This is a genomic window from Brachybacterium netajii (SeqCode) (assembly GCF_054114245.1).
This window is the reverse complement of record NZ_JBSYXB010000008.1, coordinates 127,086-153,448: the sequence shown is the minus strand read 5'-3', so window position 1 is coordinate 153,448 and position 26,363 is coordinate 127,086. Positions and strand designations below refer to the sequence as shown.

The following is a 26,363-nucleotide window of genomic DNA, read 5'->3' as shown; positions in this document are numbered from 1 at the left end:
CGGCCGGCGCACTCCGCGTCAGGCACCCTCCGCAGACGAGGCAGGGCCGCCGTCGGCGCGGATCACGACGCAGCAGCGTCCCTCGTGGGGGCACAGCTCGGCCCGGGCGGGGTCCTCGCCGCGGCCGGACAGCGCGCTGCCGAGCAGGTTCTGGTTCAGCGTGCACACGAGCTCGGTGTGGGTGCGACTGAGGCGATGGAAGGGGCAGTTGCGCAGCACGATGTCGCCCGCCTCGTCGACCGCGGGCTCGTAGCCGCGCTCGACGAGCAGGGACAGCAGCTCTCCGCGCTCCTCCCCCATCGCCTGCCCGGCCGCGGTCGCCGCGCGCTCCAGCGCGCGCCGCAGCACGCCCCCGCCGTCGTCGTCGATCGCGGTGGCGAGCAGCTCGGCGAGCAGTGCGTAGTCGCGGGGCGGGACGGAGACCGTCCGCTCCTCGAGGACCCGCTGGTAGCGCTTGGCGGGCCGGCCCGCGCCGGGGCCGCCGACGCCGGGCGGGCGCGCATAGGTCGTCGCGAGCAGTCCCGCGTCGACAAGGCGGTCGAGGTGGTAGGCCGCCAGGGTGCGGGTCATCCCCGCCGCGGTCGCCGCCTCGTCCCGCGTCATGGGGTTGTCGCGCGCCGCGACCAGGTCGTACAGCCGACGGCGCGCAGGATCGGCGAGGGCGCTGAGGCCCTGCAGGCCATCGTCCTCCGACGCTGCGCGTGAGCTCATGCCCGAACTGTAACACCAACGATTCTTGACAAAAGGATTGACAGCCGAGGATCCGAGGCGGATTCTAAAAGAGCATCCCATTGGTTCTAGAAGGAGCTCTCCCATGGTCGCCCCGGCCCCCGTCCCCGCCTCCTCGCACGCCTCCCCCGTCGCCCCTCCCCCGTTCTCCGAGCGGCTCCGCCGCGACCCCGGCTTCGCCGCCTTCTGGGTGCTGCGCGTCGGGTTCGTGGTCCTGCCGCTGCTGATGGGCCTGGACAAGTTCACGAACCTGCTCACCGACTGGCCCGGCTACCTGGCCCCCTGGGTCGTCGTCCTCGTGCCCGTCTCCGCGCAGGCCGCGATGCACGTCGTCGGCGTCGTCGAGATCGTCGCCGGTCTCGCCGTCGCGATCCGGCCGCGCCTGGCCGCCTGGGTCGTCGCGGCCTGGCTCGCCGGCATCATCCTGAACCTCCTCACCTACTCCGGGTTCTACGACGTGGCGCTGCGCGACGTGGGCCTGCTGGTCGCCGCCGTCGCGCTCGGCCTGCTCTCCCGGGCGTACACCGGCCGCGAGCGGACGGTCGCCGCCCGATGAGCACCGACGTCCACCTCATCGACGAGACCGTGCGGGACACGACGGCCGCCGAAGCGGCGGCCGGCGACTTCCTCCGCGCGCTCGGCGTGGATCTGGGCGGCGAGCATCTCCGCGCCACCCCGGGCCGCATGGCCCGGGCATGGGCGGAGATGCTCACGCCGCGGGACTTCACCGCCACCACGTTCCCCAACGACGAGGGCTACGACGAGCTCGTCCTCGCCCGCGACATCCCTTTCCGCTCGGTGTGCGAGCACCATCTGCTGCCCTTCGTGGGCACCGCCTGCGTCGCCTATCTCCCCGGCGAGCGGATCCTGGGCCTGTCGAAGCTCGCCCGCATCGTCGAGCACTACGCGTGCAGGCCGCAGACCCAGGAGCGCCTGACCCGTCAGGTGGCGCTGTGGCTGCAGGAGCAGCTCGAGCCGAAGGCGGTGGGCGTGGTGCTGCGCGCCGAGCACTCGTGCATGACCCTGCGCGGGGTCCAGTCCACCGGCTCCAGCACCGTGACGTCCTCGCTGCTGGGCGGTCTGCGCGAGGATCCCCGCTCCCGGGCGGAGTTCCTCGCCCTCGCGGGTGCCGTCAGCAGTCCGAGGTGAGCGATCGCTCCATGACCAGGGCGTCGATGCGGCGGCCGCGGATCGCGTAGTAGCCGCGGCGTCGCGCGATCTCCCGGTAGCCCGCCCGCGCGTAGACCGCGCGGGCGCGGGCGTTGTCCTCGCGGACCTCCAGCAGCATCCGCTCGGCGCCGCCTGTGCGGGCCTGCTCCTCGCACCAGGCGAGCAGCGCCCGGCCGATGCCCTCGCCGGGACGCCGGGTGCCGATCGTGTGCAGGTCGGCGGCGTCGCCGACGATCATGATGCCGGCGTATCCCAGCAGCTCGCCGCTCGCGTCCGTCCCCTCGCAGGCGAGGACGTAGCGGCGCGAGGGATGCTCGATCTCCTCGGCGAGCTGGAAGACCGTCCACGCCTCGTCGGGGAAGAGCTCGAGCTCGGCGAAGGCGATCTCCTCGACGTCCGCGAGGGTCGCCGGACGCAGCGCCCAGGGGCCGCCCGATGGCGGGTCCGGCTGCGGGCCGACGGCCATCTCAGCGTCCCAGGGCGCTCTTGCGCGCGGTCGGCTTGGCGGCGTCGGGCGCGCGCAGGTACATCGGCTCCGTGCTCGTGAGGTCCTCGCCGCGGGCCGCGAGCTCGGCGGCGACGAGCAGCAGATGCCCGGCGTCGGCGTGCGAGAGGGCGGAGCCGCCCGGCAGCAGCTCCGGGTAGAGCGCGGTGCCGGAGCCGACCAGCAGGTCCGCTGCGCGCAGTTCCTCGGCGACGGCCGCGGGGGCGTCGACCGCGGGCTCCGCGGTGCGCACGAGCATCCCGTCGTCCTCCCGCCGGTAGCGCGCGTGGTAGACCTCGCGGCGGCGGGCGTCGAGCGCGACCGCGACGGTGCGCGCGGTCCCGCCGGCGGCGGCGTCCTCGGCGAGCGCCTGGTGCGCGAGCGCGTCCAGGGAGCTCACGCCGACGATCGGCACGCCGAGCACCGCGGCGATCGAGCGGGCGACGACGAGGCCGACCCTCAGCCCGGTGAAGGGGCCCGGGCCGCGGCCGACGACGACGCCGGTGATCTCGGCGCGCGTCCCGCCGGCCTCCGCGAGGACCTCGTCGACGAGGCCGAGGAGGACCTCGTCATGGTGCCGGGAGCGACTGTCCGCGCGCACCGCGAGGATCTCCGGGGCGGAGCCGTCCGCGCCGTCGGCTCCGGCGAGGCTTCCGCGGGCGACGGCGACGCTGACCGCGCCGGAGGTGTCCAGTCCGAGCAGCATCAGAGCGTCTCCTCCGGGTCGAGGGCAGGGGCGGCGGGATCGGCCGCGGTGTCGGGACCAGCGGCGGCGGGCTCGAGCCCGACCTCGCTGAGGGCGGCCCGGAGGGCGGCGACGGCGGCCTCGTCCCAGCGGGGGCCGACGGGGTGCAGGCGCAGCGCGCGCGGCTCGTCGGGGTCGTCGGGGTCGTCGACCCGGTCGGGGCGCTCGAGCTCGACCAGCAGCCAGGACGCGGCGAGGTGCTCGACGAGGTCGCGGCCCCATTCGATGACGGTGACGGCGCGGTCGAGATCGGCCTCGAGGTCGAGGTCGTCGATCTCCCCTCCCCCGCCGAGGCGGTAGGCGTCCACGTGCACGAGCTCGGGACCGCCGACGAGGCTCGGATGGACGCGCTCGATGACGAAGGTCGGCGAGGCGACGGGTCCGCGGACGCCGAGGCCCTCGCCGATGCCCTGCGTGAACGTCGTCTTCCCGGCGCCGAGGGGCCCGTCGAGGACGAGCAGGTCGCCGGCGCGCAGGACGCCGGCGAGGGCGCGCGCGACGGTGCGGGTGGCGTCGGCGTCCCGCGTGCGCAGCACGAGCGCCGCGCCGGTCGCGGAGCCGGTCGCCCGATCGGAGCCGGTCGCCGGATCGGAGCCGGCCGCCGGATCGGTGGCGGGGCTCATGCCAGGACCTCGCGGGCGATGCGCCCGGAGACCGAGGTGAGGACCTCGTAGGGGATCGTGTCGGCGGCACGCGCCCAGTCGTCGGCCGTCGGCGCGACCGGCTGGGTGGGATCGCCGCCGGCGTCGCCGAAGATCACCACGGGGTCGCCGGCGCGGGCGTCACTGTCGGGCCCGAGGTCCACGACGATCTGGTCCATGCTGATGCGCCCGACCTGCGGGACGCGGTGATCGCCCGAGCCGGTGCGCACGAGCACCTCGGCGCGCCCGCTCGCCGCGCGGTGGAGCCCGTCGGCGTATCCCGCGGGGACGAGACCCAGCCGGGTGGGTTCGCCGACCGTGTGCCGACGGCCGTAGCCGACCGTCTGCCCGACCTCGACGTCCTTGACGAGCGAGAGCCGGCTGGTGACGGTCATCGCGGGCCGCAGCGGCAGGTCCGTCGGCGCCGGCGGGTAGCCGTACAGGGCGATGCCCGGGCGGACGATGTCCCGATGCAGGTCGGGCCGGGTCAGGAGGGCCGCGGAGTTCGCCAGGTGCTGCAGCGGGATCGGCCCCACCTCCTCGGCGAGCACCTCGCAGGCGGAGTCGAAGATCTCGACCTGGCGGTCGGTCGACCCCGGGTCGGAGAGATCGTCGGCGCTGGTCAGATGCGTCCAGGCGGCGCCGACGCTCACGAACTCGTCGGCCTGCAGGGCCGCGCCGATCTCGCGCACGTCCTGCGGGAGGACGCCGTTGCGGCCCATGCCGGTGTCGATCTTCAGGTGCACGCGCGCCCGGCGGTCGCCCTCGCGGGCGGCCTGCGAGACCAGCTCGAGCATCTCCACGGAGCCGACGGACACGTGGATGCCCGCGCGCAGCGCCTCGGGCAGCACGGTGCGGGCGGTCTCCGGCTCGTACAGCCAGCACAGGATCGGGACGTCCAGCCCCGCCCGGGACAGCGCGAGCGCGCTCGCGGGATGCGCGACGCCGAGCCAGGTGGCCCCGCCCTCGAGGGCCGCGCGCGCGGCCGTGAGCATGCCGTGGCCGTAACCGTCGGCCTTGACCACCGCCATCAGGGCGGTGTGCTCGGAGAGCAGGCCCGTCAGCGCACGGGTGTTCTCCGTGATGGCGGACGGGTCGATCACCGCCCGGGTGGGCAGGTGTCGGGGATCCTCAGCGGGGATCGGGATGGTCATCGTGCTCCTTCGCTCACGGGACGCACGCCAGGATAGTCCCGACGGCGTCCGGCAGGTGATCGGCGACGTCCAGGGCGACGATCGGCACGATCCCGCCGCGCGAGGCGAGCGCCCCCGCGCGGCCGTGCACGAGGGCTGCCAGCGCCGCCGCCTCGGGGCCGGGGAGTCCCGCGGCGAGCAGCGTGCCGAGGATCCCCGCGAGCACGTCGCCGGTCCCGGCGGTCGCGAGCTGCGGCACGGCGTCGTCCTGCGCGAGCAGCGGCGCCGAGGCCTCCGCCAGGCCGACGGGCAGGGCTCGATCGACGGGCAGGGCTCGGCCCGCGGGCTCTGCGTCGGCCGATCCCGGTGCGATCACGGTGACCGCGCCCTTGAGCAGGACCGTCGCGCCGGTCGCCGCGGCGAGCGCCCGGGCGAGCGGGGCCGCGGGCGTCGACGCCCGTGCGTCGACGGCGAGGCCGAGCCGGTCGGCGAGCCGGGCCGCCTCCCCGCGGTGCGGGGTCAGCACCACGTCGGCGGTGAAGCGGTCGCCGGGGCGGAGCCCGCCGAGCGCCCCCGCGTCGATCGCCCCGCGCCGGATCCCCGCCGCGCGGCCATCGTCCCCGCGGGCGAGCGCCGCGATCCCGGCCCGGACCCGCGGGTCCTCCGGGTCGAGACCGGGGCCGACGACGAGCGCATCGGTGCGGCCGAGATCGTCGAGGCCGACGACGGATCCCGGGGCCCCCTCGTGCTCGACCGCGACCGGATGCCCGACGAGCTCCGGCCGGGCGCGGAGGGCGAGGTCCAGCACCGGCTGCGGGGCGAGGAGGCGCACCATCCCGGCGCCGGCCCGGGCGGCCCCGGAGGCCGCGAGGACGGCGGCGCCCGGATAGCGCGCGCTGCCGGCCAGCAGCGCCACGACCCCGCGCGTGTACTTCGAGTCATCGCGGCGCGGGCGCGGCCAGAGCCGGGCGGCCGCCGCGTCGTCGAGGCGCCGCACGGCGGGCTCCCCCAGCAGCTCCGCGGACAGGCCGATGTCCACGAGATGCTGCACGCCGACGAGGCCGCTGCCGCCGGGCAGCAGCGTCCCCGCCTTCACCGCCCCGAAGGTGACGGTGCTGCGCGCGGCGAGGGCCTCGGGCGCCGCCCGACCGGTGCTGGCGTCGACGAAGCTGGGCAGGTCCACGGCGATCACCGGGACGCCGGAGGCGCGGACCGCGGCGAGCAGCGGCGTCAGCTCCGCCGGGACCTCGGGACGCCCGCCGAGGCCGAGGATCGCGTCGAGCACGAGCTCGGCGGAAGCGAGGAGGCGGGAGAGCGCGACAGGATCGTCGGCGGCGGCGAGATCACCGAGCCGGCGGATGGTGCCGCCGGCCGCGCGGAGCGTCTGCGCTCCCTCCTCGTGCAGGCGGGTGGAGACGGCGAGCGCGTCGGCCGCGATCCCGTCGGCGCGGAGCATCGCCGCGGCGTGCAGGCCGTCCCCGCCGTTCGCCCCCGCCCCCGCGAGCACGAGCACGTGCGGCCCGGCGCCCGTCGGGCGATCCCCGGCGGCGGAACCGGTGGCGGAGAGACCGTCGGCGGAGAGACCGTCGACGGAGAGCCCGTCGGACGGACCGGGCCGTCCGCGATCGGCGAGCTCGCGGCGGACATGCGCGGCGAGCGCCGCCGCGGCCCGCAGCATGAGCGGCTCGCCGGCCGCCAGCAGGGGCGCCTCCGCCGCGCGGACGGCGTCGGCCGTGAACCCCGGGATCCCGCCGGGCTCCTCGCCCGAGCGGCCCGAGCGGCTCGACGGAGACGAGCCGCTCACGGGGTGCTCCCGTCGTCGGCCGACGACGGCCCGCGTTCGGCGATCACGATCGCCGTGGCGATGTCGCCGTCATGGGAGAGCGAGAGATGCAGGTGCTCCACGCCGAGGCGCTCGGCCGCGACCAGGGCCGCACCGCGGAGCACGAGATAGGGGCGGTGGGCCTCGGTGCGGTGGACGGTGACGTCCTGCCAGGAATAGTCGCCCGGGTTGCCGAGGGCCTTGCCGACGGCCTCCTTCGCGGCGACGCGGGCGGCCCTGGAGGCGTCCGAGAGGCCGCGCTCCTCGGGGGCGAAGAGCCGCTCGGCGAGCGCCGGGGTGCGCTCGATCAGCCCCGCGAGGCGGGAGATGTCGGCGACGTCGATGCCGACGCCCGCGACGACCCCGTCGTCGCGCGGCGGGAAGGCGCGGGCACCAGGACCGTCGGTGCCGTCGGTGCCGTCGGGATCAGCTGGAATGCTCACCATCGAAGTATCACACTCCGACCAGGGGGTCGCGGCGGGACTGCGGCGGGCCGCACGCCGGCGGCGGGGATGCCGGCGGAGACGCCGGCAGGGCGCCGGGATCGCTCCCGACGCCCTGCTGGTCGTGCTGGCCGTGCTCGTCCTGCCGGTCGTGCTCGTCCTGCTGCGGCGGCTCGCGCCGCCCACGGTCACTCGACGGTGACGGACTTCGCCAGGTTGCGCGGCTGGTCGACGTCCAGGCCCTTCGCGGCGGCGAGGGCGCAGGAGAAGATCTGCAGCGGGATCACCGTGAGCAGGGGCGCGAACAGCGTGCGGGTGCGGGGCACGCGGAAGACGACGTCCGAGTACGGCAGGACCGCCTCGTCGCCCTCCTCGGCGATCACCAGGGTGCGGGCGCCGCGGGCGCGCACCTCCTGGATGTTGGAGACGACCTTCGCATGCAGGGAGTCGCGGCCGTGCGGCGAGGGGACGATGACGAACACCGGCTGCCCCTCCTCGACCAGCGCGATCGGCCCGTGCTTGAGCTCGCCGGCGGCGAAGCCCTCGGCGTGGATGTAGGCGATCTCCTTGAGCTTGAGCGCGCCCTCGAGGGCCGTCGGATAGCCGACGTGGCGACCCAGGAACAGCACGCTCGTGGCGTCCTTCATCGCGACCGCGAGATCCTCGACCTCGCCGGCGGCGTCGAGCACGGTCTGCACGTGCGCGGGCAGCTGCTCGAGGTCCTCCATGAGGGCGGCGATCTCGTCGGGGAAGAGGTTCCCGCGGACCTGCGCGAGGTACAGGCCCAGCAGGTAGCAGGCGGTGATCTGGCCCAGGTACGCCTTCGTCGAGGCGACCGCGATCTCGGGGCCGACGTGCAGGTACAGCGCCGCATCGGCCTCGCGCGGGATGGTGGAGCCGTAGGTGTTGCAGATCGCGACGACCTTCGCGCCCTGCTCCTGCGCGTGGCGCATGGCCATGAGGGTGTCCATGGTCTCGCCGGACTGCGAGATCGCGACGACCAGGGTCTTCTCGGTGACGATCGGGTCGCGGTAGCGGAACTCGTGGGCGAGCTCGACCTCGGTGGGGATGCGGCACCAGTGCTCGATCGCGTACTTCGCGACGTTGCCGGCGTTCGCCGCGGTGCCGCAGGCGACCACGATGATCTTGTCGACGGTGCGCAGCACGGACTCGTCGATGCTCATCTCGTCGAGGTGCAGGGCGCCGGAGTCGATGCGGCCGCGGAGGGTGTCGGCGACGGCGGTGGCCTGCTCGTGGATCTCCTTGGCCATGAAGGAGTCGAAGCCGCCCTTCTGCGCGGCGGTCACGTCCCACTCGATGGAGTAGCGCTTCGGCTCGGCGACCTCGGCGCCGTCGAAGCCGGTGACGACGACGTCGTCGGCGGTGACGGTGACGACCTGGTCCTGGCCGATCTCGAGGGCGTCGCGGGTGACGTCGACGAAGGCGGCGACGTCGGAGCCGAGGAAGTTCTCGCCGTCGCCGAGGCCGACGACGAGCGGGGAGTTGCGGCGGGCGGCGACGACCTGGTCGGGGGTGTCGCGGTGGACGGCGAGGAGCGTGAAGGCGCCCTCGAGGTGCGCGACGGCGGCGCGCATCGCGGCGGTCAGGTCGCCGCCGGCGCGCTCGACCTCGCGAGCGACCAGGTGCGCGGCGACCTCGGAGTCGGTCTCGGAGCGGAAGGAGTAGCCGTCGGCCTCGAGGTCGGCGCGCAGCGCCGCGAAGTTCTCGATGATGCCGTTGTGGACCAGGGCGAGCTCGTCGTCCTTGCCGCCGACATGCGGGTGGGCGTTGTCGTCCGTGGGCGCGCCGTGGGTCGCCCAGCGGGTGTGGCCGATGGCCACGGCCGACGACGTCGCCTCGCTGCCCTCGACCGCCGAGCGCAGGTTGGCGAGCTTGCCGGCGCGCTTGGAGACGCGCACGCCGTCCTCGTCGAGGACGGCCACGCCCGCGGAGTCGTATCCGCGGTACTCGAGACGGGCGAGGCCCTGGAGGGCCACGTCGATGGGACGGGAGGAGGGGGTGGAGGGGCGCTGGCCCACGTATCCGACGATTCCGCACATGCCGTCCACGCTAACGATCCGAGGCCCTCCGATCGTCCTCCGCGGGCCGCTCGCACGAGGTCTTCCTCACGATCCGGGAGCCCTCTGCGCGCAGCTGCCGCAACGTGCGCACGAGCGGTCATCTTCGCGCAGGGCCCGTCGGCGGCTCCGACGACACCGGGCGCGCGGACCCGACGGGCCTGACGGGATCGACGACACGGAGTCGTCGGCGATGCGGCGCCGGTCTCACCCGGCCCGGAATGCACGGCGGGCCGCATCCGGGCTGGAACAATCGGACGCATGAGACCCGCTGCCGTGTCGACCCCCGTCTCCCCCTTCGCCGAGATCCCGCGCGAGGAATGGGCGAGGCTGTCGCAGCAGACCCCCCTCCCCCTCGAGGAGGCGGACATCGCCCACCTGCAGGGCCTGGGCGACCGTCTGGATCTGCGCGAGGTCGACGCCGTCTACCGCCCCATCTCGCGGCTGCTGAACATCCAGGTCGGCGCCGCCCAGTCCCTGCGCCGCGCCCGGGGGGACTTCCTCTCCCAGCAGCAGCACCGCACCCCTTATGTGATCGCGGTCGCCGGCTCCGTGGCCGTCGGGAAGTCGACCACCGCGCGCGTCCTGCGCGAGCTCCTGGCCCGCTGGCCCGACACCCCGCGCGTGCAGCTCGTGACGACCGACGGCTTCCTGCACCCCAACGCCGAGCTCGAGGCGCGCGGGATCCTGCACCGCAAGGGCTTCCCCGAGAGCTACGACCGTCGTCGCCTGCTGCGCTTCGTCTCCGATGTGAAGGCCGGTGTCGAGCGGGTCGAGGCCCCGGTCTACTCGCATCTGACCTACGACATCGTCCCCGAGGAGCGGGTCGTGGTGGAGAGCCCCGACGTGCTGATCCTCGAGGGCCTCAACGTCCTCCAGCCCGCCCGTCCGCGGCCCGACGGCAAGCTCGGCATGGCCGTCTCCGACTTCTTCGACTTCTCTGTCTACGTCGACGCCCGCATGGAGGACGTCCAGCGCTGGTACGTCGACCGCTTCCTCGCCCTGCGCCGCACCGCCTTCACCGATCCGCGCTCCTACTTCCGCCGCTACGCCGACCTCTCGGACGACGAGGCGCGCGCGACCGCGCTCGACATCTGGCATCGCATCAACGGCCCGAACCTCTCCGAGAACGTGCTGCCGACGCGCGGCCGGGCCGACCTGGTCCTCCGCAAGGACGGCCGGCACCGGGTGCAGACCGTCCTCCTGCGGAAGGTGTGAGCGGCGCGCTCATCCGGGCCGACGCAGGACGCCCCGAGCGGATGGGGTGAGCGGACGGCGTGAGCGGACGCCGGCGGCCGCCCCACCTCCCCTCGCCGGCCCCTTCGCCCTCGCCTGCCCTCCCCGTCTGCTGCCCTCCCCGTCTGCCCCACCACCACGACACTCCGCCCGAAACGGTTACTAGCCGGTACATGCCAGTTCTCTGGCATGTACCGGCTAGTAACCGGCGCTGATGCGTGATGCGGATCCCGGCCGTCAGGCGATGGGGCGCGCCGCCCTCAGGCGACGAGGCTCCTCGCCGTCAGGCGACGGGACTCCGCGTCGTCAGAGGGCGAGGCGCTCGCTGACGACGGCGGCGAGGCGCTCGGCGATGGCGGTGGCGGTGGCGTCGTCGGGCGCCTCCACCATGACGCGCACGACGGGCTCCGTGCCGGAGGGGCGCAGCAGCACGCGGCCGCTCTCGCCGAGCTCCGCCTCGGCGGCGGCCACGGCGTCGCCGACGCCGCGGTCGATGCCGGCGCGGGCCTTGTCGACGCCCTTGACGTTGATGAGGGCCTGCGGGAGGCGGGTCATCACGTCGGCGAGCTCGCGGGCGGTGCGGCCGGTGGTGGCGACGCGCTGCAGCAGGTGCAGGGCCGTCAGCTCGCCGTCGCCGGTGGTGGCGTGCTCGGCGAGGATGACGTGGCCGGACTGCTCGCCGCCGATGGAGTAGCCGCCGAGGTTCATCTCCTCGAGGACGTAGCGGTCGCCCACGGAGGTCTGGCCGAGGGTGATGCCGTGGTCCTTCATCGCGAGCTTGAGGCCGAGGTTGCTCATGACCGTCACCACGAGGGTGTCGTCGTGGAGCTTGCCGCGCTCCTTGAGGTCCAGGGCGAGGATCGCCATGATCTGGTCGCCGTCGATGATCTCGCCGTCGGCGTCGACCGCGAGGCAGCGGTCGGCGTCGCCGTCGAAGGCGACACCGAGGTCGGCGCCGTGCTCGCGGACCGCCGCCTGCAGCGGCTCGAGGTGCGTGGATCCGCAGCCCTCGTTGATGAGGCGGCCGTCGCTGCGGTCGCCGATCACGTGGACGGTCGCGCCGGCGCGGCGCAGCACCTCCGGGCCGGTGATGGCGGCGGCGCCGTTGGCGCAGTCCGCGACGACGGTGAGGCCCTCGAGGGAGGTGTCGAGGGTGCTCGCGAGGTGCGCGACGTAGGCCTCGATCGCGCCCTCGAAGGGGGTGATCGTGCCGACGTCGGTGCCCTGGGGGCGGTCCCACTGCTCGCCGATGCGCTTCTCGATGGCGTCCTCGACCTCGTCGGGCAGCTTGGTGCCGCCGCGGGCGAAGAACTTGATGCCGTTGTCGGGCGCCGGGTTGTGCGAGGCCGAGATCATCACGCCGAGGTCCGCTCCCGTGGACTGGACCAGGTAGGCGAGGCCGGGGGTGGGCAGGATGCCGGCGTCGAGCACGTCGACGCCCGAGGAGGCGAGCCCCGCGCTCACCGCGGCGCCGAGGAAGTCGCCGGACGGGCGCGTGTCGCGGGCGATGATCGCCCGCGGGCGGGTGCCGTCGAAGGCGCCGAAGGTGCCCAGCACGTGGGCCGCGCCCACCGACAGATCGACCGCGAGCTCGGCGGTGATGTCAACGTTGGCGCGTCCGCGCACGCCGTCTGTGCCGAAGAGTCGGGACACAGGGTTCTCCTCACGGGATGTTACGGGGGTACGCAGTGAGAGTACCCGCACGGCGGTTCCCCGTCGGGGGCCGCCCGCCGCTAGCGTTGTCCGCATGCCCGAGCCCCTCCCCCGTCTGCTGCCCTCGACCATCGCCCAGCATGTGGGCGAGCGCGCCGCGGCCCGGGGCCTGGCCTACGAGCGCGAGGAGCGGGTCTCCGACCTGCGCTGGGAGCCGTCGACGTCGACGCTGAGCGGCACGGTCGCCGGCCGCGGGGCGAGCCCGTACCGCACGCGCGTCGAGCTCGCCGAGTACGACGAGCACGCCGTCTCCCGCCGCTTCCAGGCCCCGGCGCCCGGCGGGCTCTGGCGGCCGGTGTCCTCGCGCTGCAGCTGCCCCGTCGGCCGCGAGTGCAAGCACGTCGCCGCGCTGCTGCACCGCCTCGGCGAGCTCGAGCGGACGCGGCAGGAGGAGAACCCCGCCGCCGAATGGCGCAGCGTGCTGCGGCCGCTGCTGGGCGGGGCCGACGAGGAGGAGACCGCGCCCAAGCCCCTCGCGATCCGCTTCGCGCTCGAGGCGAGCTCGCTCGAGCCGGGGGCGCCCCGGAACCGCCGCGAGACCGCCGGTCCCGCTCATCTCGAGGCCGGCGCGGACCTGTGGCTCGGCATGCGGCCGATGACCCGCGGGCGCGGCCGCGGATGGATCAAGGGCTCGCTGTCGTGGCGGACCTTCGAGTACCGCATGCCCGGCGGCGAGTACCGTCGCGCGCAGTCGGAGGCCCTCACCCGCGTCTTCGCCTCGGCCTCGGCCGAGCGCTCCTATGCGAGCGGCGCGATCGAGAACCTGTGGCTGAACTCGATCGGCTCCCCGCTGATCTGGCAGTCCCTCGCGCATGCCCGCGACACGGGCGTCGAGCTCCTCGCGGGCGAGGGCCTCGCCTCGATCGAGCTGCTCGACGACGCCGACGTCGTGCTGGACCTCACCTCCCCCGAGGGCTCGAAGGACCTCGCGCTGCGGCCGCGGGTGTCGATCGCCGGGGAGCCGACGGCGCACGGCCGAGCCCTCGGCGCGGCCGGCGTGATCGACCTCGAGGAGGCGCCGGGCGGAGGCTTCGCCGCCCGCATCGCCCCCGTCGGCGCTCTCCTGCCGATGACGCTGCGCAAGCTCCTGCAGCGTCCCGCGCCGCTCGAGGTGCCGGCCGCCGATCGCGAGGACTTCCTCGCCCAGGCCTTCCCCCAGCTGCGCGCGATCTCACCGGTGACCAGCCACGACGGCAGCGTCGAGCTGCCGGCGCCGCGACCGGCGACACTCCGCCTCGCCGCCCGCTACACCGACGGGGACCGGCTCACCCTCGAATGGTCCTGGCGCTACCACGAGCCGACGCGGACCCTCCCGATCGACCGCAGCCGCGGGGAGCGCCGCGACCTCGACCATGAGGACGAGGTCCTGGACCGCGCCCGGGCGCTCTGGCCGACGGCCGGATCCGACGCCCCCGAGCGGCTCGACGGCACCGAGACCGCCCGCTTCTCCGAGCATGTGCTCGACGGCCTGCAGGCTCTCGCCGACGTCGAGGTCGAGATCGTCGGCACCCGCCACGCCTACCGCGAGCTCGACGGGGCCCCGCAGGTGCGCGTCTCCCAGCAGCAGTCCCCCGGCAAGCGCGACTGGTTCGACCTCGGCTTCCAGGTCACCGTCGAGGGCCGCGAGATCCCCTTCCCGACGCTGTTCGTCGCCCTCGCGAAGGGCCAGGACAAGCTGCTCATGCCCGACCGCACCTACTTCTCGCTGCAGCATCCGGCGTTCGACGCGCTGCGCGAGCTGATCCGCGAGGGCGAGGCCCTCGGCGAATGGGATCCCGAGCATCAGCCCATCAGCCGCTACCAGGTCGACATGTGGGAGGACCTCGAGGAGATCGCCGAGTCCGCCGAGACCGCGGCGGCCTGGGAGCGGAGCGTCGGACCGCTGCGCGAGATCGTCGCGATCCCCGCGCCCGAGGCGCCCGTCGGCCTCACCGCCGAGCTGCGCCCCTACCAGCAGGAGGGCTTCGCCTGGCTCGCGTTCCTCTTCGCCCACGGGCTCGGCGGGATCCTCGCCGACGACATGGGCCTCGGCAAGACCGTGCAGACCCTCGCCCTCATCGCCCACGCCCGCGAGCGGGCGCATGCCGACGCGCAGGCGCAGGCCGGCACCCGGACGCAGGCCGACACGTCGGCGCGCGCCGACGACGCGGCCGACGAGCGCCCCTCGCGCCCGTTCCTCGTGGTCGCCCCGGCGTCGGTCCTCGGCGTGTGGCGGCAGGAGGCCGAGCGCTTCACCCCCGGTCTCGACGTGCGGGTGCTGGATCGCACCTCGCGCTCCCGCGGGCGGGCGCTGTCCGGGGCGATCCGCGGAGCCGACATCGTCGTCACCAGCTACACGGTGCTGCGGATGGACGAGGAGGACTTTGCCCGCGAGTCCTTCCAGGGCCTCGTGCTGGACGAGGCCCAGTTCGTCAAGAACCGCCGCTCCCGCACCCACCAGGCCGCCAAGGGCGTCGACGCGAGCTTCCGCCTCGCCATCACCGGCACCCCGATGGAGAACTCGCTGGATGACCTGTGGTCGCTCTTCGACCTGGTCGCGCCGGGTCTGCTGGGCGCCTCCTCGGGCTTCCGCCAGCGGTACACCATGCCCGTCGAGACGGGCGAGCATCCCGAGCGGATCGAGCTGCTGCGCTCGCGGATCCGTCCCTTCATGCTGCGCCGCACCAAGGAGCTCGTCGCCCGGGAGCTGCCCGAGAAGCGCGAGCAGGTCCTCACCGTCACCCTCAGCCCCGAGCACCGGGCCCTGTACGACTCGGTCCTGCAGCGCGAGCGCAAGAAGGTGCTGGGGCTGATCGACGAGGACCTCGACCGCCACCGCTTCACCGTCTTCCGCTCCCTCACGCTGCTGCGGATGATGGCGCTGCATCCGGCGATCGTCGACGAGGAGGGCTATGCGGACGTCCCCAGCTCCAAGCAGGAGGCGCTCTTCGACCGCCTCGACGAGGTCATCGGCGATCAGCATCGGGTGCTGCTGTTCAGCCAGTTCACCTCGTACCTGCAGCGGGTCGCGGAGGAGCTCGACCGCCGGGGCGTCCCCTATGCGTATCTCGACGGCTCCACGCGCGATCGCGACGCCGTGGTCCGGGAGTTCCGCGAGGGCGAGGCGCCGGTCTTCCTGATCTCGCTCAAGGCCGGCGGCTTCGGCCTCACCCTCACCGAGGCCGACTACGTGTTCCTGCTGGACCCGTGGTGGAACCCGGCCGCGGAGAACCAGGCCGTGGACCGCGCCCACCGCATCGGCCAGGACCGCACCGTGATGGTCTACCGGATGATCGCCGAGGACACCATCGAGGAGAAGGTGCTCGCCCTGCAGCAGCGCAAGGCCGAGCTCTTCGACGCCCTCACCGACGGCGGCGCCGCGTTCCGCTCCGCCATCACGGCCGACGACATCCGGGAGCTGCTCGGCTGACGAGCATCGCGGACCTCCCACCGGCCGGTCGGCCGCGCGCGGAGGAGACCCGTCGGGCGGGCCCCGTCGGGCGGAACCCGTCAGGAGGAGTCCGGCCGGACGGGACCCGTCAGGAGGAGGCCCGCCAGGCGGGGGCTGCCGCCCCGTACTCGGGCACGTCCCGTGCGATCGTGCGGCCGTCGACCAGCAGCGGGGGCGGGACGACGAGCAGCTCCCGGGCACCGGAGCGCACGCGGACCCTCGGCCCCGGGAGCTCGGCGGGGGCACCGTCCGGGGGCCGGGGCAGGGAGCGCAGCGCGTCCGCGGCACCGAGCAGGCTCACCCGGATCGTGCGCGCACGCCCTGCGGCGAGGGCCTCGAGCACATGCGCGGCGAACAGATGACCGCTCGCATGGTCGAGGGCCTGGACGGGAAGGGCACCCGGCCGCTCCCCGTCGCCGCACGTCACGGCGATCCCGCTCGCCGCCTGCACGATCGAGTCGAAGCCGGCCCGTCGGCCCCAGGGACCGGTCTCGCCCCAGGCGGAGAGCACACCGATCACGGCCTGCGGCGCGAGGAGCGCGAGATCCTCGGGACCGAGCCCGTGGCGTTCGAGCGCACCCGGCCGATAGCCCGTGAGGACCACGTCGGCCGAGGCCACCAGGGCGATCGCCCGCTCGTGTCCCGCGGGATCGCGCAGGTCCAGCACCGTCGAGCGCTTGCCCATCCCGGTGGAGAGGTGCTGGGCGAGGATCTCGGGGCGGTGCGGCGGGTCCACGCGCAGCACGTCGGCTCCGAGGCAGGCGAGCAGCTGGGTCGCGGTGGGCCCGGCGATCACGCGCGTGAGGTCCAGGACCCGCACGCCGGCAAGCGGCTCCTCGTCCGGGCGGAGCAGCGGGAGCGGGTCCCGCGCGCCGCGGTCCTCGCTCTCGGCCCAGGCCCGGCCCGCCCGTGCGAGGGCCTGCGGGTGCGCGGCCCACTCGCCGGGCTCCCGCACCCGCACCGCGATCCCGCCCGCCGCGGTGACCTCCTCCTCGATCTCGGCCGCGGACCGACGGGCGAGGGCGCGCTCGAGCCCGGCCCGGTCGCGGATCCCGTACAGCTCCCGCAGCGCGTCGGCGTGGTGGGGATAGTTGCCGTGCAGGCGCACCCATCCGTCGTCGGCGCGCACGAAGCCGGAGAGCTCCGCCCAGCTCGTGGGGGCCGCGCCGTCGATGCGCAGGTGCTCGTAGGAGGCGAAAGACGCGGCGACGAGCGCCGGGTCGGTCCCGATGCTCCGCTCGTCCCCGCGGGCGCGGACGAGCGCCGTCGCGGCCTCCCGGACATGGGAGACGGCGTCCCAGGCGAGAGCCTCGACGTCGAGGGGGCCGCTCCACCAGCGGCGGGGGACGGGGTGCACGCCCTGAGGATAGTGCGAGCGGACCGGATCGGAACCACACAGAACCACCCAGAACCGCCCGGAACCACCCAGAACGCGACGATGCCCCCGACCCGGAGGTCGAGGGCATCGTGCGCACAGCGTGATCGTGGCGGGGCGATGCCCCGCGCCGGATCAGCGCTTGGAGTACTGCGGCGCCTTGCGGGCCTTCTTGAGTCCGGCCTTCTTGCGCTCGATGATGCGCGCGTCGCGCGTCAGGAAGCCGGCCTTCTTCAGCGTCGGGCGGTTGTGCTCCTCATCGATCTGGTTGAGGGCACGGGCCACGCCGAGGCGCAGGGCGCCGGCCTGGCCGGACACGCCGCCGCCGTCGATGCGGGCGATGACGTCGAAACGGCCCTGGAGGTCGAGAACCTTGAACGGCTCGTTGACCTCCTGCTGGTGGACCTTGTTCGGGAAGTAGGCGTCGAGGGCGCGGCCGTTGACGGTCCACTGGCCGGAGCCGGGGACCAGACGGACGCGGGCGACAGCCTGCTTGCGACGACCGGTGCCGTAGCCCGGCGCGGTGATCGACTGACCGGCGCCGACGGCGGCCTCGCCGGTCGACTCGGTGGTGTAGCTCTCCGGGGCGGACTCGTCGGTCACGGCCTCGAGGGACTCGGGGGTGGTCTCAGTCACGGTTCTCCTTGGTCTTTCCGTGCGGCAGGGCGGAGTGGCAGGGAATGCCCCCGCTTACTGCGCCACCTGGTCGATGGTGAAGGGGACGGGCTGCTGAGCAGCGTGGGGGTGCTCGGAGCCCGCGTAGACCTTGAGCTTCTTGAGCTGAGCCTCGGCCAGCTTGTTCTTGGGGAGCATGCCACGGATGGCCTTCTCCACCGCACGCTCCGGGCGCTTCTCGAGCAGCTCGGAGTAGGGGATGCCGCGGAGGCCGCCCGGGTAACCGGAGTGGCGGTAGGCCAGCTTGGCCTCCCGCTTGTTCCCGGTCAGCGCGACCTTGTCAGCGTTGATGATGATCACGAAGTCGCCTGCATCCACGTGGGGTGCGAAGACCGGCTTGTGCTTGCCCCGCAGCAGCTGAGCAGCCTGGGAAGCGAGCCGGCCGAGGACGACATCCGTTGCGTCGATGACGTACCAGGAACGCTCGACATCGCCGGGCTTCGGGGTGAACGTACGCACTCGTGCCTTCTTCTCTCGTCGGAAGTGCCCTGGGGCGGATCGCCGGCAGGGCACGGTTCGATTGGACCGTGGACACGCTTCCTTCGGATAAAGCATGACCCTCTCGTCGAGCCCGTCCCGTACCGCCTACGCTGCGGCCACGGTCCTGGATGCGTGTGAGGAGCCCGTCTCGCGCCTGCAGTGAGAACTCGGCAGCGGATCCGGGCGCGCATCAAGGCACGACAGCGACCCAGGATAGTCGCCGACGAGGCCCCCGGTCAACGCGGCCATGCGCCGACCCACGACGTCGGCTCCCGCCGCGACCTGCGACGACGCCGCTGCGTCGGCGCCGTGTGTCCGATCGCACGCCGCCTGTTCACCCCCGGACGGTGCGGGCGCGCCGGGCCTGGGCGGCGAGCTCGTCGTCGGCCGGATACTCCACGGCGTCGAGGGTGAGCCCCTGCGGCGGGCCCAGGGTCGCCGCGCCGACGCCGCCGCGAGGGGCGGAGTCCCGGGTGCGCGCCGCGAGGACACGGGCCGGCCAGCCCTCGTCCTGCCGCCCCTCCCCGACCGGCAGCAGGGTGCCGACGAGCGAGCGCACCATGTGATGGCAGAAGGCGTCGGCGACGACGGTCAGGACCACGAGCCCCTCGTCGGCCCGCCCCGCGCCCGGGCGCTCCACGCGCAGGGACTCGAGGGTGCGGATCGTCGTGGCGCCCTCGCGGGGCTTGCAGAAGGAGAGGAAGTCGTGCTCGCCGAGCAGGGGCGCGGCGGCGCGGTCCATGGCCTCCGCGTCGAGCGCCCGACGATGGCGCAGGACGTCGCGGCGCAGCGGGTCGTGATGCTCGGGGGCGTCGGAGATGCGGTAGCGGTAGCGCCGGCGCAGGGCCCCGAAGCGGGCGTCGAAGGCGTCGGGGACGACCCGCGCGGCGTGCACGACGACATCCTCGGGCAGCACCCCGGCCAGGCGATCGACGAGCGCCTGCGCCGGGTCGCGGTCGGAGCGTCCCGGGAGCGCCGCGAGCACGGCCTCGGGCACGTCGAGATGGCAGACCTGGCCGCGCGCATGCACGCCCGTGTCCGTGCGCCCCGCGACGGTCACCGACAGGGGCGTCCGCGCGACCCGGGCGAGCGCCTGCTCGAGCTCGCCCTGGACGGTGCGCAGGCCCGGCTGCGTCGCCCAGCCGTGGAACCCCGACCCGTCGTAGGAGAGGTCGAGCCGCAGCCGACGGGTCGGGACGGTCGGGTCGGCAGGACCGGTCAGGTCGGCCGGGTCGGTCGGATCAGCGGGATCGGGCATGGCCCGATGGTAGGCGCCGCGGGCGGGCGCCCACGTGCTGGAGCTCTCGACACCGCCCGTTCGCGCGCGGTTAGTGTGGGGCGCGTGAGAATCCTCGTCATCGGCTCCGGAGGCCGCGAGCACGCCATCGTGCGTCGCCTCGCGTCCGACTCGCCCTCCCCTGAACTGCACGCCGCGCCCGGCAACCCCGGCATCGCGGACCTCGCCGCCTGCCACGCCGTGCCCGTCGACGATCTCGACGGCCAGGTCGCCCTGGCGCGCTCCCTCGAGCCCGACCTCGTGGTCGTCGGCCCCGAGGCCCCGCTCGTGGCCGGCAGCGTCGACCGCCTGCGCGAGGCCGGCTTCACGGTCTTCGGGCCGACGAAGGCTGCCGCGAACCTCGAGGGCTCGAAGTCCTGGGCCAAGGAGATCATGGAGGCCGCGGGCGTGCCCACGGCCGCCTCGGTCACCGTCACCGACGGCGACGAGGTCCTCCCTGCCCTGGACCGCGTGAACCCGCTGCGCGACGTCCCCTTCGTGGTCAAGGCCGACGGCCTCGCCGCCGGCAAGGGCGTCGTCGTCACCGACGACATCGAGCATGCGATCGCCCACGGCCGCGCCGTGATCGGCGCCGGCGGCCAGGTCGTCGTCGAGGAGTACCTCGACGGCCCCGAGGTCTCCCTGTTCTGCCTCTCCGACGGCAGCCGCGTGGTCCCGCTGGCCCCCGCCCAGGACTTCAAGCGCGCCCTCGAGGGCGACCAGGGCCCGAACACCGGCGGCATGGGCGCCTACTCGCCGCTGCCCTGGGCCCCGGCCGGACTGGCCGAGGAGGTCGTCCGCGACGTCGCCCAGCCGACGATCGACGAGCTCGCCGCCCGCGGCATCCCCTTCGTCGGGGTCCTCTACTGCGGCCTCGCGCTGACCTCGCGCGGCACCCGCGTGGTCGAGTTCAACGCCCGCTTCGGCGATCCCGAGACGCAGGTCGTGCTCGAGCGCCTGGCCTCCCCCTTCGCCCCGCTGCTGCTCGCGGCCGCGCAGGGCGACCTGACGGCCGCCGGCGAGCTCGCCTGGAACGAGGACGCCGCGGTCACCGTCGTCATCGCCTCCGCCGGCTACCCGGCCGCCTCCCGCACGGGCGACCCGATCACCGGGCTCGACGCCGCCGAGGCGACGGGCGCGCACGTCATCCACGCCGGCACGGCGCAGGACGAGGCCGGCGCGCTGGTCTCCGCGGGCGGTCGCGTGCTGTCCGTCGTGGGCACCGGCCGCAACCTCGCCGCCGCCCGCGCGCAGGCGCTCGCCGGCGTCGACGCGATCGCGCTCGAGGGCTCCTACCACCGCCGCGACATCGCCCAGCAGGCGGCCGACGACGAGGCGGTGCGCGCATGACCTCCTCCGCTCCCCACGAGGCCGTCGTCGACGGCGCGCTCGTCGGCGTCCCCGAGCTCGAGGGCTGGGACCACGTCTTCAGCGGCAAGGTCCGCGAGCTGTACGTCCCCGCGGGCACCGATCCGGCGACCGCCGAGGAGGTGCTCGTCGTCGCGACCGACCGCATCAGCGCCTACGACCACGTGCTGAGCACGGGCATCCCCGACAAGGGCCGGGTGCTGACCGCGATCAGCGTGTTCTGGTTCGAGCAGCTGGAGGACATCGTCCCCCACCACGTGCTCTCGGCGACCGACGTCCCCGCCGCCGTCGCCGGCCGGGCGCTGCTGTGCCGCGGCCTGGACATGGTGCCCCTCGAGTGCGTCGTGCGCGGCTATCTCACCGGCTCCGGTCTGAAGGACTACCGCGCCGGCGGCGCCGTCGGCGGCCATGTGCTGCCCGCCGGCCTGGTCGAGGCCTCGCGCCTGGACCCCGCGGTGTTCACGCCGTCGACGAAGGCGGAGCAGGGCGAGCACGACGAGAACATCACCGTCGCGCAGGCCCGCGAGACCCTCGGCGACGATCTCGTCGACGACCTCGAGGAGCTCACCCTCGCCGTCTACGAGCGCGCCCGCCGCGTCGCCGCCGAGCGCGGGATCATCCTGGCCGACACCAAGCTCGAGTTCGGACGCTCCCGCACCGACGGCCGGCTCCTGCTGGGCGACGAGGTCCTCACCCCGGACTCGAGCCGCTTCTGGGACGCCGACACGTACCGCACGGGCGTGGCGCAGCCGAGCCTGGACAAGCAGTACCTGCGCGACTGGCTGATCTCCCCCGCCTCGGGCTGGCACCGCGGCGCGGGCGAGGAGCCGCCGGCCCTCCCGGCCGACGTCGTCGCGCAGACCCGCGCCCGCTACATCGAGGCCTTCGAGCGCCTCACCGGCAAGGCCTTCTGACCGCAGGCCGCCTGTCGCACGACGCCGCCCCGCCGATCACGGCAGGGCGGCGTCGTGCGTCTCCTGCCACGCGTCTCCGGCTCAGACCTCGACGGGGCGCCCGGCCTCCCAGTCCCGCACCTCGGTGCCCTCCGGCGCCAGGTTCGTGGACTGGCGCAGGAAGATCGGCCGGCCGACGGCGCTCGCGACCGCGTCGTGCACCGGCAGGGCGAGGACGGGGCGCACCTCCCGCAGGAAGTCGATGGTCTCGGACATCTTCGACCAGGGCGCGACGACGGCGAAGGCGAGCACGTCGATCCCCCGGAACTCGTCGACCGGCTCGAGCGAGTCGCCGGTGACGCCGAGCCGGGGCCCCTCGCCCGCGGCAATGACCAGGCCCGTGTTGCCCACGCGCGGGATGTCGGGGTGGATGACCGCATGGCGTCCGCCGACGGCGGAGATCCGCACCGCGGGCTCGCCCTGCGCCGCCGGGAGCTCGTGGTGCTCCCCCGCGGGCAGCGCCCGCAGCCGGTCCGCCGGCACCGGGGCGATCGCATCCGTCCCGGCCGCGGCGTCGGCCGATCCTGCGGAGGCGTCGGCCGCGCTGAGCTGCGCGGCGGTCTCCGGCTCCGCGATCACCACGGCCCCCTCCGCCGCGGCGAGCACCTCGGCGAGCAGCGCGCGGTCGAGATGATCGGGATGCTGATGCGTGATCGCGACGGCGTCGATCGACCCGAGGACCTCCGGGCCCAGGGCGCGCACGGCCTCGCCGCTGAAGGCGCCGGGATCGATGAGCAGCCGCCGGCCGGCGATCTCCACCAGCAGGCAGGAATGGACGAGGTGATGGATCTTCATCGCGGCCTCCGAGCGACGGGAGCGAGGGCGCCGCGGCCCGGCGCACGCTCTCGAATGTAGCCCTCCGGTCCGCCATCGCGGGCACGGGCGCGGACAGGGGCCCGCTCTCGGTAGCATGTCCTGCGTCGGCGCCGTCCGTCCGGCCCCATCGGCCCTGCTGCCTGCAGGAGACCAGGTGAGGCCCGGAGGGCTCCGCACCGTCAGCCCCACCCCTTGCCCGGTCCGCACCTGCGACGTTCCGGGCAGACGCCGTCAGGAGAGCGCCCATGCCACGCGTCGTGGTCCACGTCATGCCCAAGCCGGAGATCCTCGACCCCCAGGGGAAGGCCGTCGCGGCGGCGCTGCCCCGCCTCGGCTTCGAGGGCATCGCCTCGGTGCGCCAGGGCAAGCGGTTCGAGCTCGAGGTCGAGGGCGAGGTCACCGACGAGGTGCTCGCGACCCTCCGCGAGGCCGCCACCACGCTGCTCTCCAACCCGGTGATCGAGGACGTCGTCGCGATCGAGGTCGAGTCCGCGCAGAAGGCCGACGCCTGATGCGCATCGGCGTGGTCACCTTCCCCGGGACGCTCGACGACCGGGATGCTCTGCGCGCCGTCCGCCTGGGCGGGGCCGAGGCCGTCGCCCTGTGGCACGGCGAGGACGATCTCCTCGACGTCGACGCCGTGGTCCTGCCCGGCGGCTTCTCCTACGGCGACTACCTGCGGGCCGGCGCCATCAGCCGCTTCGCGCCGGTCATGGAGAAGGTCGTCGACGCCGCGAACGGCGGCATGCCCGTGCTGGGCATCTGCAACGGCTTCCAGGTCCTCTGCGAGACGCATCTGCTGCCGGGCGCGATGATCAAGAACGCGCACCGCTCGTTCATCTGCCGCGACCAGCCGCTCGCGATCGAGAACAACCGCACCGCCTGGACGACGGACTACGAGCAGGGCCAGGTCATCCGCGTCCCGCTGAAGAACCAGGACGGCCAGTACGTGGCCGACGAGCGCACCCTCGAGCAGCTCGAGGCCGAGAACCGCGTCGTCTTCCGCTACGTCGAGGGCGCCACCCACGGCCCCGCCGGCTTCGAGGCGAACCCCAACGGCTCGCGCCACGACATCGCCGGCATCACCAACGAGCGCGGGAACGTCGTCGGCCTCATGCCGCATCCCGAGCACGCCGTCGAGGCCGGCTTCGGCCCCGACATGCCCGGCGAGGGCACCCGCACGGGCGTCGACGGCCTCGGCATCTTCACCTCGGTGCTGCGCACCCTCGTCGGCTGATCAGCCCGCCCGTTCGCGCCGCCCGTTCGCGCCCCGGCTCTCCGGGAGCCCGACGCTCATGAGCGCCGCTCCGCCTCACGGCGGGGCGGCGCTCCTGCATTCCGGGGCCGACGGCGGCGTCAGCGGCGGACGGCGGAGAGGACGGTGAAGCGACGATCGCGAGCGCGCTGGCGGACCGGACCGACCCGGTGCTCGACCTCGCCGCGGTAGCGCAGATGCGAGTTGTGCACCATCCACAGCTCGCCGCCGGGGCGCAGGACGCGGGCGGCGGCGTCGAGGAGGGTCTGGACCATGGTCGCGTCGACCCCGGCGCCGTCGTGGAAGGGCGGGTTCAGCAGCACCAGGTCTGCGCTCCCCGAGGACTCGGCTGCAAGAGCGTCGTCCCAGGTCACACGCACTTCGGTCCCGGCCGCGCGGGCGGCGTCGGCGGCCTCGGGACCGGCGGCACGGCGCGCGGCCGCGAGCGTCGCGGCGGTCGAGGCGACCGCGTCGGCGTCGTCGTCGCTGCCGAGGATGCTCGCACCCGGCAGCGCGGCCGCCAGATAGGCGACCATCAGCCCGTTGCCGCAGCCGAGGTCCACGGCCGAGAAGGGCCGGTCGTCGTCCGCGCCGCGCGGATCGTCGTCGAACGACCCGCGCGGGCCGGCGTCTCCCGTCATGAGTGCACGGTCGAGGGCGTCGAGCAGCAGCAGGCTGCCGGCGTCGGCCGAGGCCCCGCCGAACACGCCGCCGATCCGGCACAGCGGGAGCGCGGTCTCGCGCCCGCGCACCGGGAGCCGGACGGACCCCGTCTGCGGGCCGGTCACGGCCGGGCTCGCGGCCGCGTCCCCGGACTCGGCGGCGACGAGCGCGGGCAGGACGCCGCTGCCGACGAGCGCACGGGACTTCCCGACGCCGCGGGCCGCCCGGACCTCCTCGAAGACGTCGGCGAGGGCGTCGTTCTGGCTGCGGGTCATGTGCTTGACCCGTCCTCCGGCGATGAGCACCAGATCGGAGCGACCGTCCATGCCGGCGCCCACGGCGAGCGCCCGCGCCCGATCGCGGAGGGTGTGCAGGGCCTTGGGCAGCCGCATCAGCACCAGATGCGCGTCGGCCTCGAAGGCCGCGGCACCGAGCGGGACGGGCTGAGCATCGGCCGGGATCATGAGCCGGCCCCGGGCGATCTCGTCGGCGAAGAGGGCGGTCAGCTCCGCGGCCCGCCGACGGGAGGGCGTCCAGCTCAGCACGATCGCCTCCGGATGATCGGCGACCGTCTCGAGGGCATAGGCGGTCAGGGCGCCCGTCGCGTCGTCGACGACGACCACGTCGCAGGGGCAGCCGAGGCCCTCCTCCGCCGCCGCGGCGATGATCGCGCGGTCGGTCTGGTCGGGCTGCGGGACGACCCGCTCGTCGAGGGCCGGCTCGTCGGCGGCTCGCTCGGCGGCGGCTCGCTCGTCGGCGTCGCGGGTCGGGTCGTGCGGGGGCTGGGACACGTGATCAGTCCTTCGGGATGCCGATGCGGCCGCGGGGGCGCAGCCGGCCGTGGGGGAGCTCGGGGGCGGGGAGCGCCGCCGGAGTGTGCGGGGCGAAGGGGCCGAACTGCTCGGCGTCGGGCGCGAGGCCGCCCCTGTCGCGGGCCGTCGGATGGATCGGCGCCTCCGCGAGGGTACCCTCCGCGCCGATCTCCGCCTGGTAGCGGGCCCGGTAGGCGGCGATCTCCTCGTGGCTGCGGCCGATGAGGTTCCACCACATGACGATCTCCTCGCCGAGGGGCTCCCCGCCCAGCAGCATCACCCGCAGGTCCTCGTCGCCCCTCGCGGCGATCTCGAGATGGTCGACGCCGTCGGGCAGCACCATGAGCTCGCGCGGCGCGACGGCGGTGCGGAGCCCGGATCCGGCGCGGGCGGTCGTGAGGTGCGCCTCGCCGCGGTCGACGAGGACCCCGTGCTCATGCCCCGGGTCGAGGTCGATCCGCAGGGAGGAGCCGGCGCGCAGGTCGAGCTGCGCCATCGTCAGGGCGGTGTCGGTCGTGACGGGGCTCGCGTCCTCGAGCACGGTCCCGTCGGCGTCGACGGCGCGCAGCGCGCCGAGGCCGACGCGCGCCCGGGCGCTCGCGGTCGCGATCTCGCGCGGGGTGTGCACGACGAACTCCTGGCCCCGGAAGCGGGCGCGGTCCGGCAGCGCGTACCAGAGCTGGACCCCGTGGAGCACGGTGGTGTCGGCCGCGGAGAACTCCGAATGCGTGATCCCGGAGCCGGCGACCATGAGGTCCACGTCGCCGGGGCGCACCAGGGCGTGGCTGCCGATCGAATCGCGGTGGGTGATCGCCCCCTCGAACAGCCAGGACACGGTCGCGAGACCGGTATGGGGGTGGCGGGCCACGCGCATCCCGTCGGACGCGGCGACGTCGTCGGGCCCGAAGTGGTCCACGAAGCACCACGCGCCGATGAGGGAGGTGCTGCGGGCGGGCAGGGTCCGGTGCACCGTCATCCCGCGGGGCCCTCCGAGCGGCACCTCGCGCGGCTCCAGGGCCAGGAAGTCCTCGAACTCGCTCATGGGCCGAGTCTAGGCGGCGGGCCT

The 26,363-nt window shown here is 74.5% G+C and carries 24 protein-coding genes; 8 read left to right on the top strand and 16 right to left on the bottom strand.

The annotated features are described in order from the left end of the window. Positions 1–18: 18 nt before the first annotated feature. Positions 19–711: a helix-turn-helix domain-containing protein gene (locus ACXET9_RS13870; RefSeq protein ID WP_457887260.1), complete on the bottom strand. Its 693-nt coding sequence runs from the start codon at positions 709–711 to the stop codon at positions 19–21. 103 nt (positions 712–814) lie between these two features. Here ACXET9_RS13870 and ACXET9_RS13865 point away from each other — a divergent pair, with 103 nt between their 5' ends. Both ACXET9_RS13865 and folE read left to right on the top strand, forming a co-directional pair. Further along, on the top strand, positions 815–1,285 hold the full coding sequence (locus ACXET9_RS13865) for a hypothetical protein (protein ID WP_457887258.1): 471 nt from the start codon (positions 815–817) through the stop codon (positions 1,283–1,285). Further along, positions 1,282–1,878: a GTP cyclohydrolase I FolE gene (folE, locus tag ACXET9_RS13860; protein ID WP_457887257.1), complete on the top strand. Its 597-nt coding sequence runs from the start codon at positions 1,282–1,284 to the stop codon at positions 1,876–1,878. Before ACXET9_RS13865 ends, folE begins: the two co-directional genes overlap by 4 nt. Here the strand turns inward: folE and ACXET9_RS13855 are convergent. The 7 genes from ACXET9_RS13855 to glmS form a co-directional block, all read right to left on the bottom strand. Then, positions 1,862–2,365 (bottom strand): GNAT family N-acetyltransferase, encoded by a 504-nt coding sequence (locus ACXET9_RS13855; RefSeq protein WP_457887256.1) that lies wholly within the window; start codon positions 2,363–2,365, stop codon positions 1,862–1,864. The two genes, folE and ACXET9_RS13855, sit on opposite strands and share 17 nt — an antisense overlap. Before the next feature lies 1 nt (position 2,366). Further along, positions 2,367–3,089, bottom strand: coding sequence for a tRNA (adenosine(37)-N6)-threonylcarbamoyltransferase complex dimerization subunit type 1 TsaB (tsaB, locus tag ACXET9_RS13850; protein ID WP_457887255.1), 723 nt, complete (start codon positions 3,087–3,089; stop codon positions 2,367–2,369). Further along, positions 3,089–3,751, bottom strand: a complete 663-nt coding sequence (gene tsaE, locus ACXET9_RS13845; protein ID WP_457887254.1) for a tRNA (adenosine(37)-N6)-threonylcarbamoyltransferase complex ATPase subunit type 1 TsaE — start codon at positions 3,749–3,751, stop codon at positions 3,089–3,091. The genes tsaB and tsaE overlap by 1 nt, the downstream gene beginning before the upstream one ends. Further along, a complete protein-coding gene (gene alr, locus ACXET9_RS13840; protein ID WP_457887253.1) occupies positions 3,748–4,923 on the bottom strand; it encodes an alanine racemase in 1,176 nt (391 codons plus the stop codon). The genes tsaE and alr overlap by 4 nt, the downstream gene beginning before the upstream one ends. A gap of 13 nt (positions 4,924–4,936) precedes the next feature. Continuing rightward, positions 4,937–6,706, bottom strand: coding sequence for a bifunctional ADP-dependent NAD(P)H-hydrate dehydratase/NAD(P)H-hydrate epimerase (locus tag ACXET9_RS13835; protein WP_457887252.1), 1,770 nt, complete (start codon positions 6,704–6,706; stop codon positions 4,937–4,939). After that, positions 6,703–7,167 (bottom strand): holo-ACP synthase, encoded by a 465-nt coding sequence (locus tag ACXET9_RS13830; protein ID WP_457887251.1) that lies wholly within the window; start codon positions 7,165–7,167, stop codon positions 6,703–6,705. Before ACXET9_RS13830 ends, ACXET9_RS13835 begins: the two co-directional genes overlap by 4 nt. Before the next feature lie 188 nt (positions 7,168–7,355). Further along, the gene (gene glmS / locus ACXET9_RS13825) at positions 7,356–9,227 is read right to left on the bottom strand and encodes a glutamine--fructose-6-phosphate transaminase (isomerizing) (RefSeq protein ID WP_457887250.1); all 1,872 of its coding nucleotides are present in this window, start codon (positions 9,225–9,227) and stop codon (positions 7,356–7,358) included. A gap of 279 nt (positions 9,228–9,506) precedes the next feature. Here glmS and coaA point away from each other — a divergent pair, with 279 nt between their 5' ends. Beyond that, the gene (gene coaA / locus ACXET9_RS13820; protein ID WP_457887249.1) at positions 9,507–10,463 is read left to right on the top strand and encodes a type I pantothenate kinase; all 957 of its coding nucleotides are present in this window, start codon (positions 9,507–9,509) and stop codon (positions 10,461–10,463) included. Positions 10,464–10,787: 324 nt separating this feature from the next. On the opposite strand, the gene glmM is transcribed toward coaA, so the two are convergent. After that, positions 10,788–12,134, bottom strand: coding sequence for a phosphoglucosamine mutase (glmM, locus tag ACXET9_RS13815; protein ID WP_457887248.1), 1,347 nt, complete (start codon positions 12,132–12,134; stop codon positions 10,788–10,790). 94 nt (positions 12,135–12,228) lie between these two features. Between glmM and ACXET9_RS13810 the strand changes: the two genes are divergently transcribed. Continuing rightward, positions 12,229–15,603, top strand: coding sequence for a DEAD/DEAH box helicase (locus tag ACXET9_RS13810; RefSeq protein ID WP_457887247.1), 3,375 nt, complete (start codon positions 12,229–12,231; stop codon positions 15,601–15,603). 109 nt (positions 15,604–15,712) lie between these two features. Here ACXET9_RS13810 and ACXET9_RS13805 read toward each other — a convergent pair whose 3' ends face one another. From ACXET9_RS13805 to truA, 4 genes are all read right to left on the bottom strand, one after another. After that, on the bottom strand, positions 15,713–16,981 hold the full coding sequence (locus ACXET9_RS13805) for a CoA transferase (protein ID WP_457887246.1): 1,269 nt from the start codon (positions 16,979–16,981) through the stop codon (positions 15,713–15,715). 153 nt (positions 16,982–17,134) lie between these two features. Continuing rightward, a complete protein-coding gene (rpsI, locus tag ACXET9_RS13800; RefSeq protein WP_457887245.1) occupies positions 17,135–17,635 on the bottom strand; it encodes a 30S ribosomal protein S9 in 501 nt (166 codons plus the stop codon). Between the two features lie 54 nt (positions 17,636–17,689). Continuing rightward, positions 17,690–18,133, bottom strand: coding sequence for a 50S ribosomal protein L13 (rplM, locus tag ACXET9_RS13795; RefSeq protein WP_457887244.1), 444 nt, complete (start codon positions 18,131–18,133; stop codon positions 17,690–17,692). 355 nt (positions 18,134–18,488) lie between these two features. Next, the gene (truA, locus tag ACXET9_RS13790) at positions 18,489–19,412 is read right to left on the bottom strand and encodes a tRNA pseudouridine(38-40) synthase TruA (RefSeq protein ID WP_457887243.1); all 924 of its coding nucleotides are present in this window, start codon (positions 19,410–19,412) and stop codon (positions 18,489–18,491) included. A gap of 84 nt (positions 19,413–19,496) precedes the next feature. Between truA and purD the strand changes: the two genes are divergently transcribed. Both purD and ACXET9_RS13780 read left to right on the top strand, forming a co-directional pair. After that, on the top strand, positions 19,497–20,780 hold the full coding sequence (gene purD / locus ACXET9_RS13785; RefSeq protein ID WP_457887242.1) for a phosphoribosylamine--glycine ligase: 1,284 nt from the start codon (positions 19,497–19,499) through the stop codon (positions 20,778–20,780). After that, positions 20,777–21,712, top strand: a complete 936-nt coding sequence (locus ACXET9_RS13780; RefSeq protein WP_457887241.1) for a phosphoribosylaminoimidazolesuccinocarboxamide synthase — start codon at positions 20,777–20,779, stop codon at positions 21,710–21,712. Before purD ends, ACXET9_RS13780 begins: the two co-directional genes overlap by 4 nt. Positions 21,713–21,793: 81 nt before the next feature. On the opposite strand, the gene ACXET9_RS13775 is transcribed toward ACXET9_RS13780, so the two are convergent. Next, positions 21,794–22,546: an MBL fold metallo-hydrolase gene (locus ACXET9_RS13775; RefSeq protein ID WP_457887240.1), complete on the bottom strand. Its 753-nt coding sequence runs from the start codon at positions 22,544–22,546 to the stop codon at positions 21,794–21,796. 266 nt (positions 22,547–22,812) lie between these two features. Here ACXET9_RS13775 and purS point away from each other — a divergent pair, with 266 nt between their 5' ends. Continuing rightward, complete coding sequence (purS, locus tag ACXET9_RS13770; RefSeq protein ID WP_457887239.1) at positions 22,813–23,079, top strand: phosphoribosylformylglycinamidine synthase subunit PurS; 267 nt, start codon at positions 22,813–22,815, stop codon at positions 23,077–23,079. Then, positions 23,079–23,804, top strand: coding sequence for a phosphoribosylformylglycinamidine synthase subunit PurQ (gene purQ, locus ACXET9_RS13765; RefSeq protein ID WP_457887238.1), 726 nt, complete (start codon positions 23,079–23,081; stop codon positions 23,802–23,804). The genes purS and purQ overlap by 1 nt, the downstream gene beginning before the upstream one ends. Positions 23,805–23,923: 119 nt before the next feature. Here the strand turns inward: purQ and ACXET9_RS13760 are convergent, their stop codons facing one another. Next, positions 23,924–25,276, bottom strand: a complete 1,353-nt coding sequence (locus tag ACXET9_RS13760) for a class I SAM-dependent methyltransferase (protein ID WP_457887237.1) — start codon at positions 25,274–25,276, stop codon at positions 23,924–23,926. Between the two features lie 4 nt (positions 25,277–25,280). Then, the gene (locus ACXET9_RS13755) at positions 25,281–26,339 is read right to left on the bottom strand and encodes a pirin family protein (RefSeq protein ID WP_457887235.1); all 1,059 of its coding nucleotides are present in this window, start codon (positions 26,337–26,339) and stop codon (positions 25,281–25,283) included. Positions 26,340–26,363 lie beyond the last annotated feature (24 nt).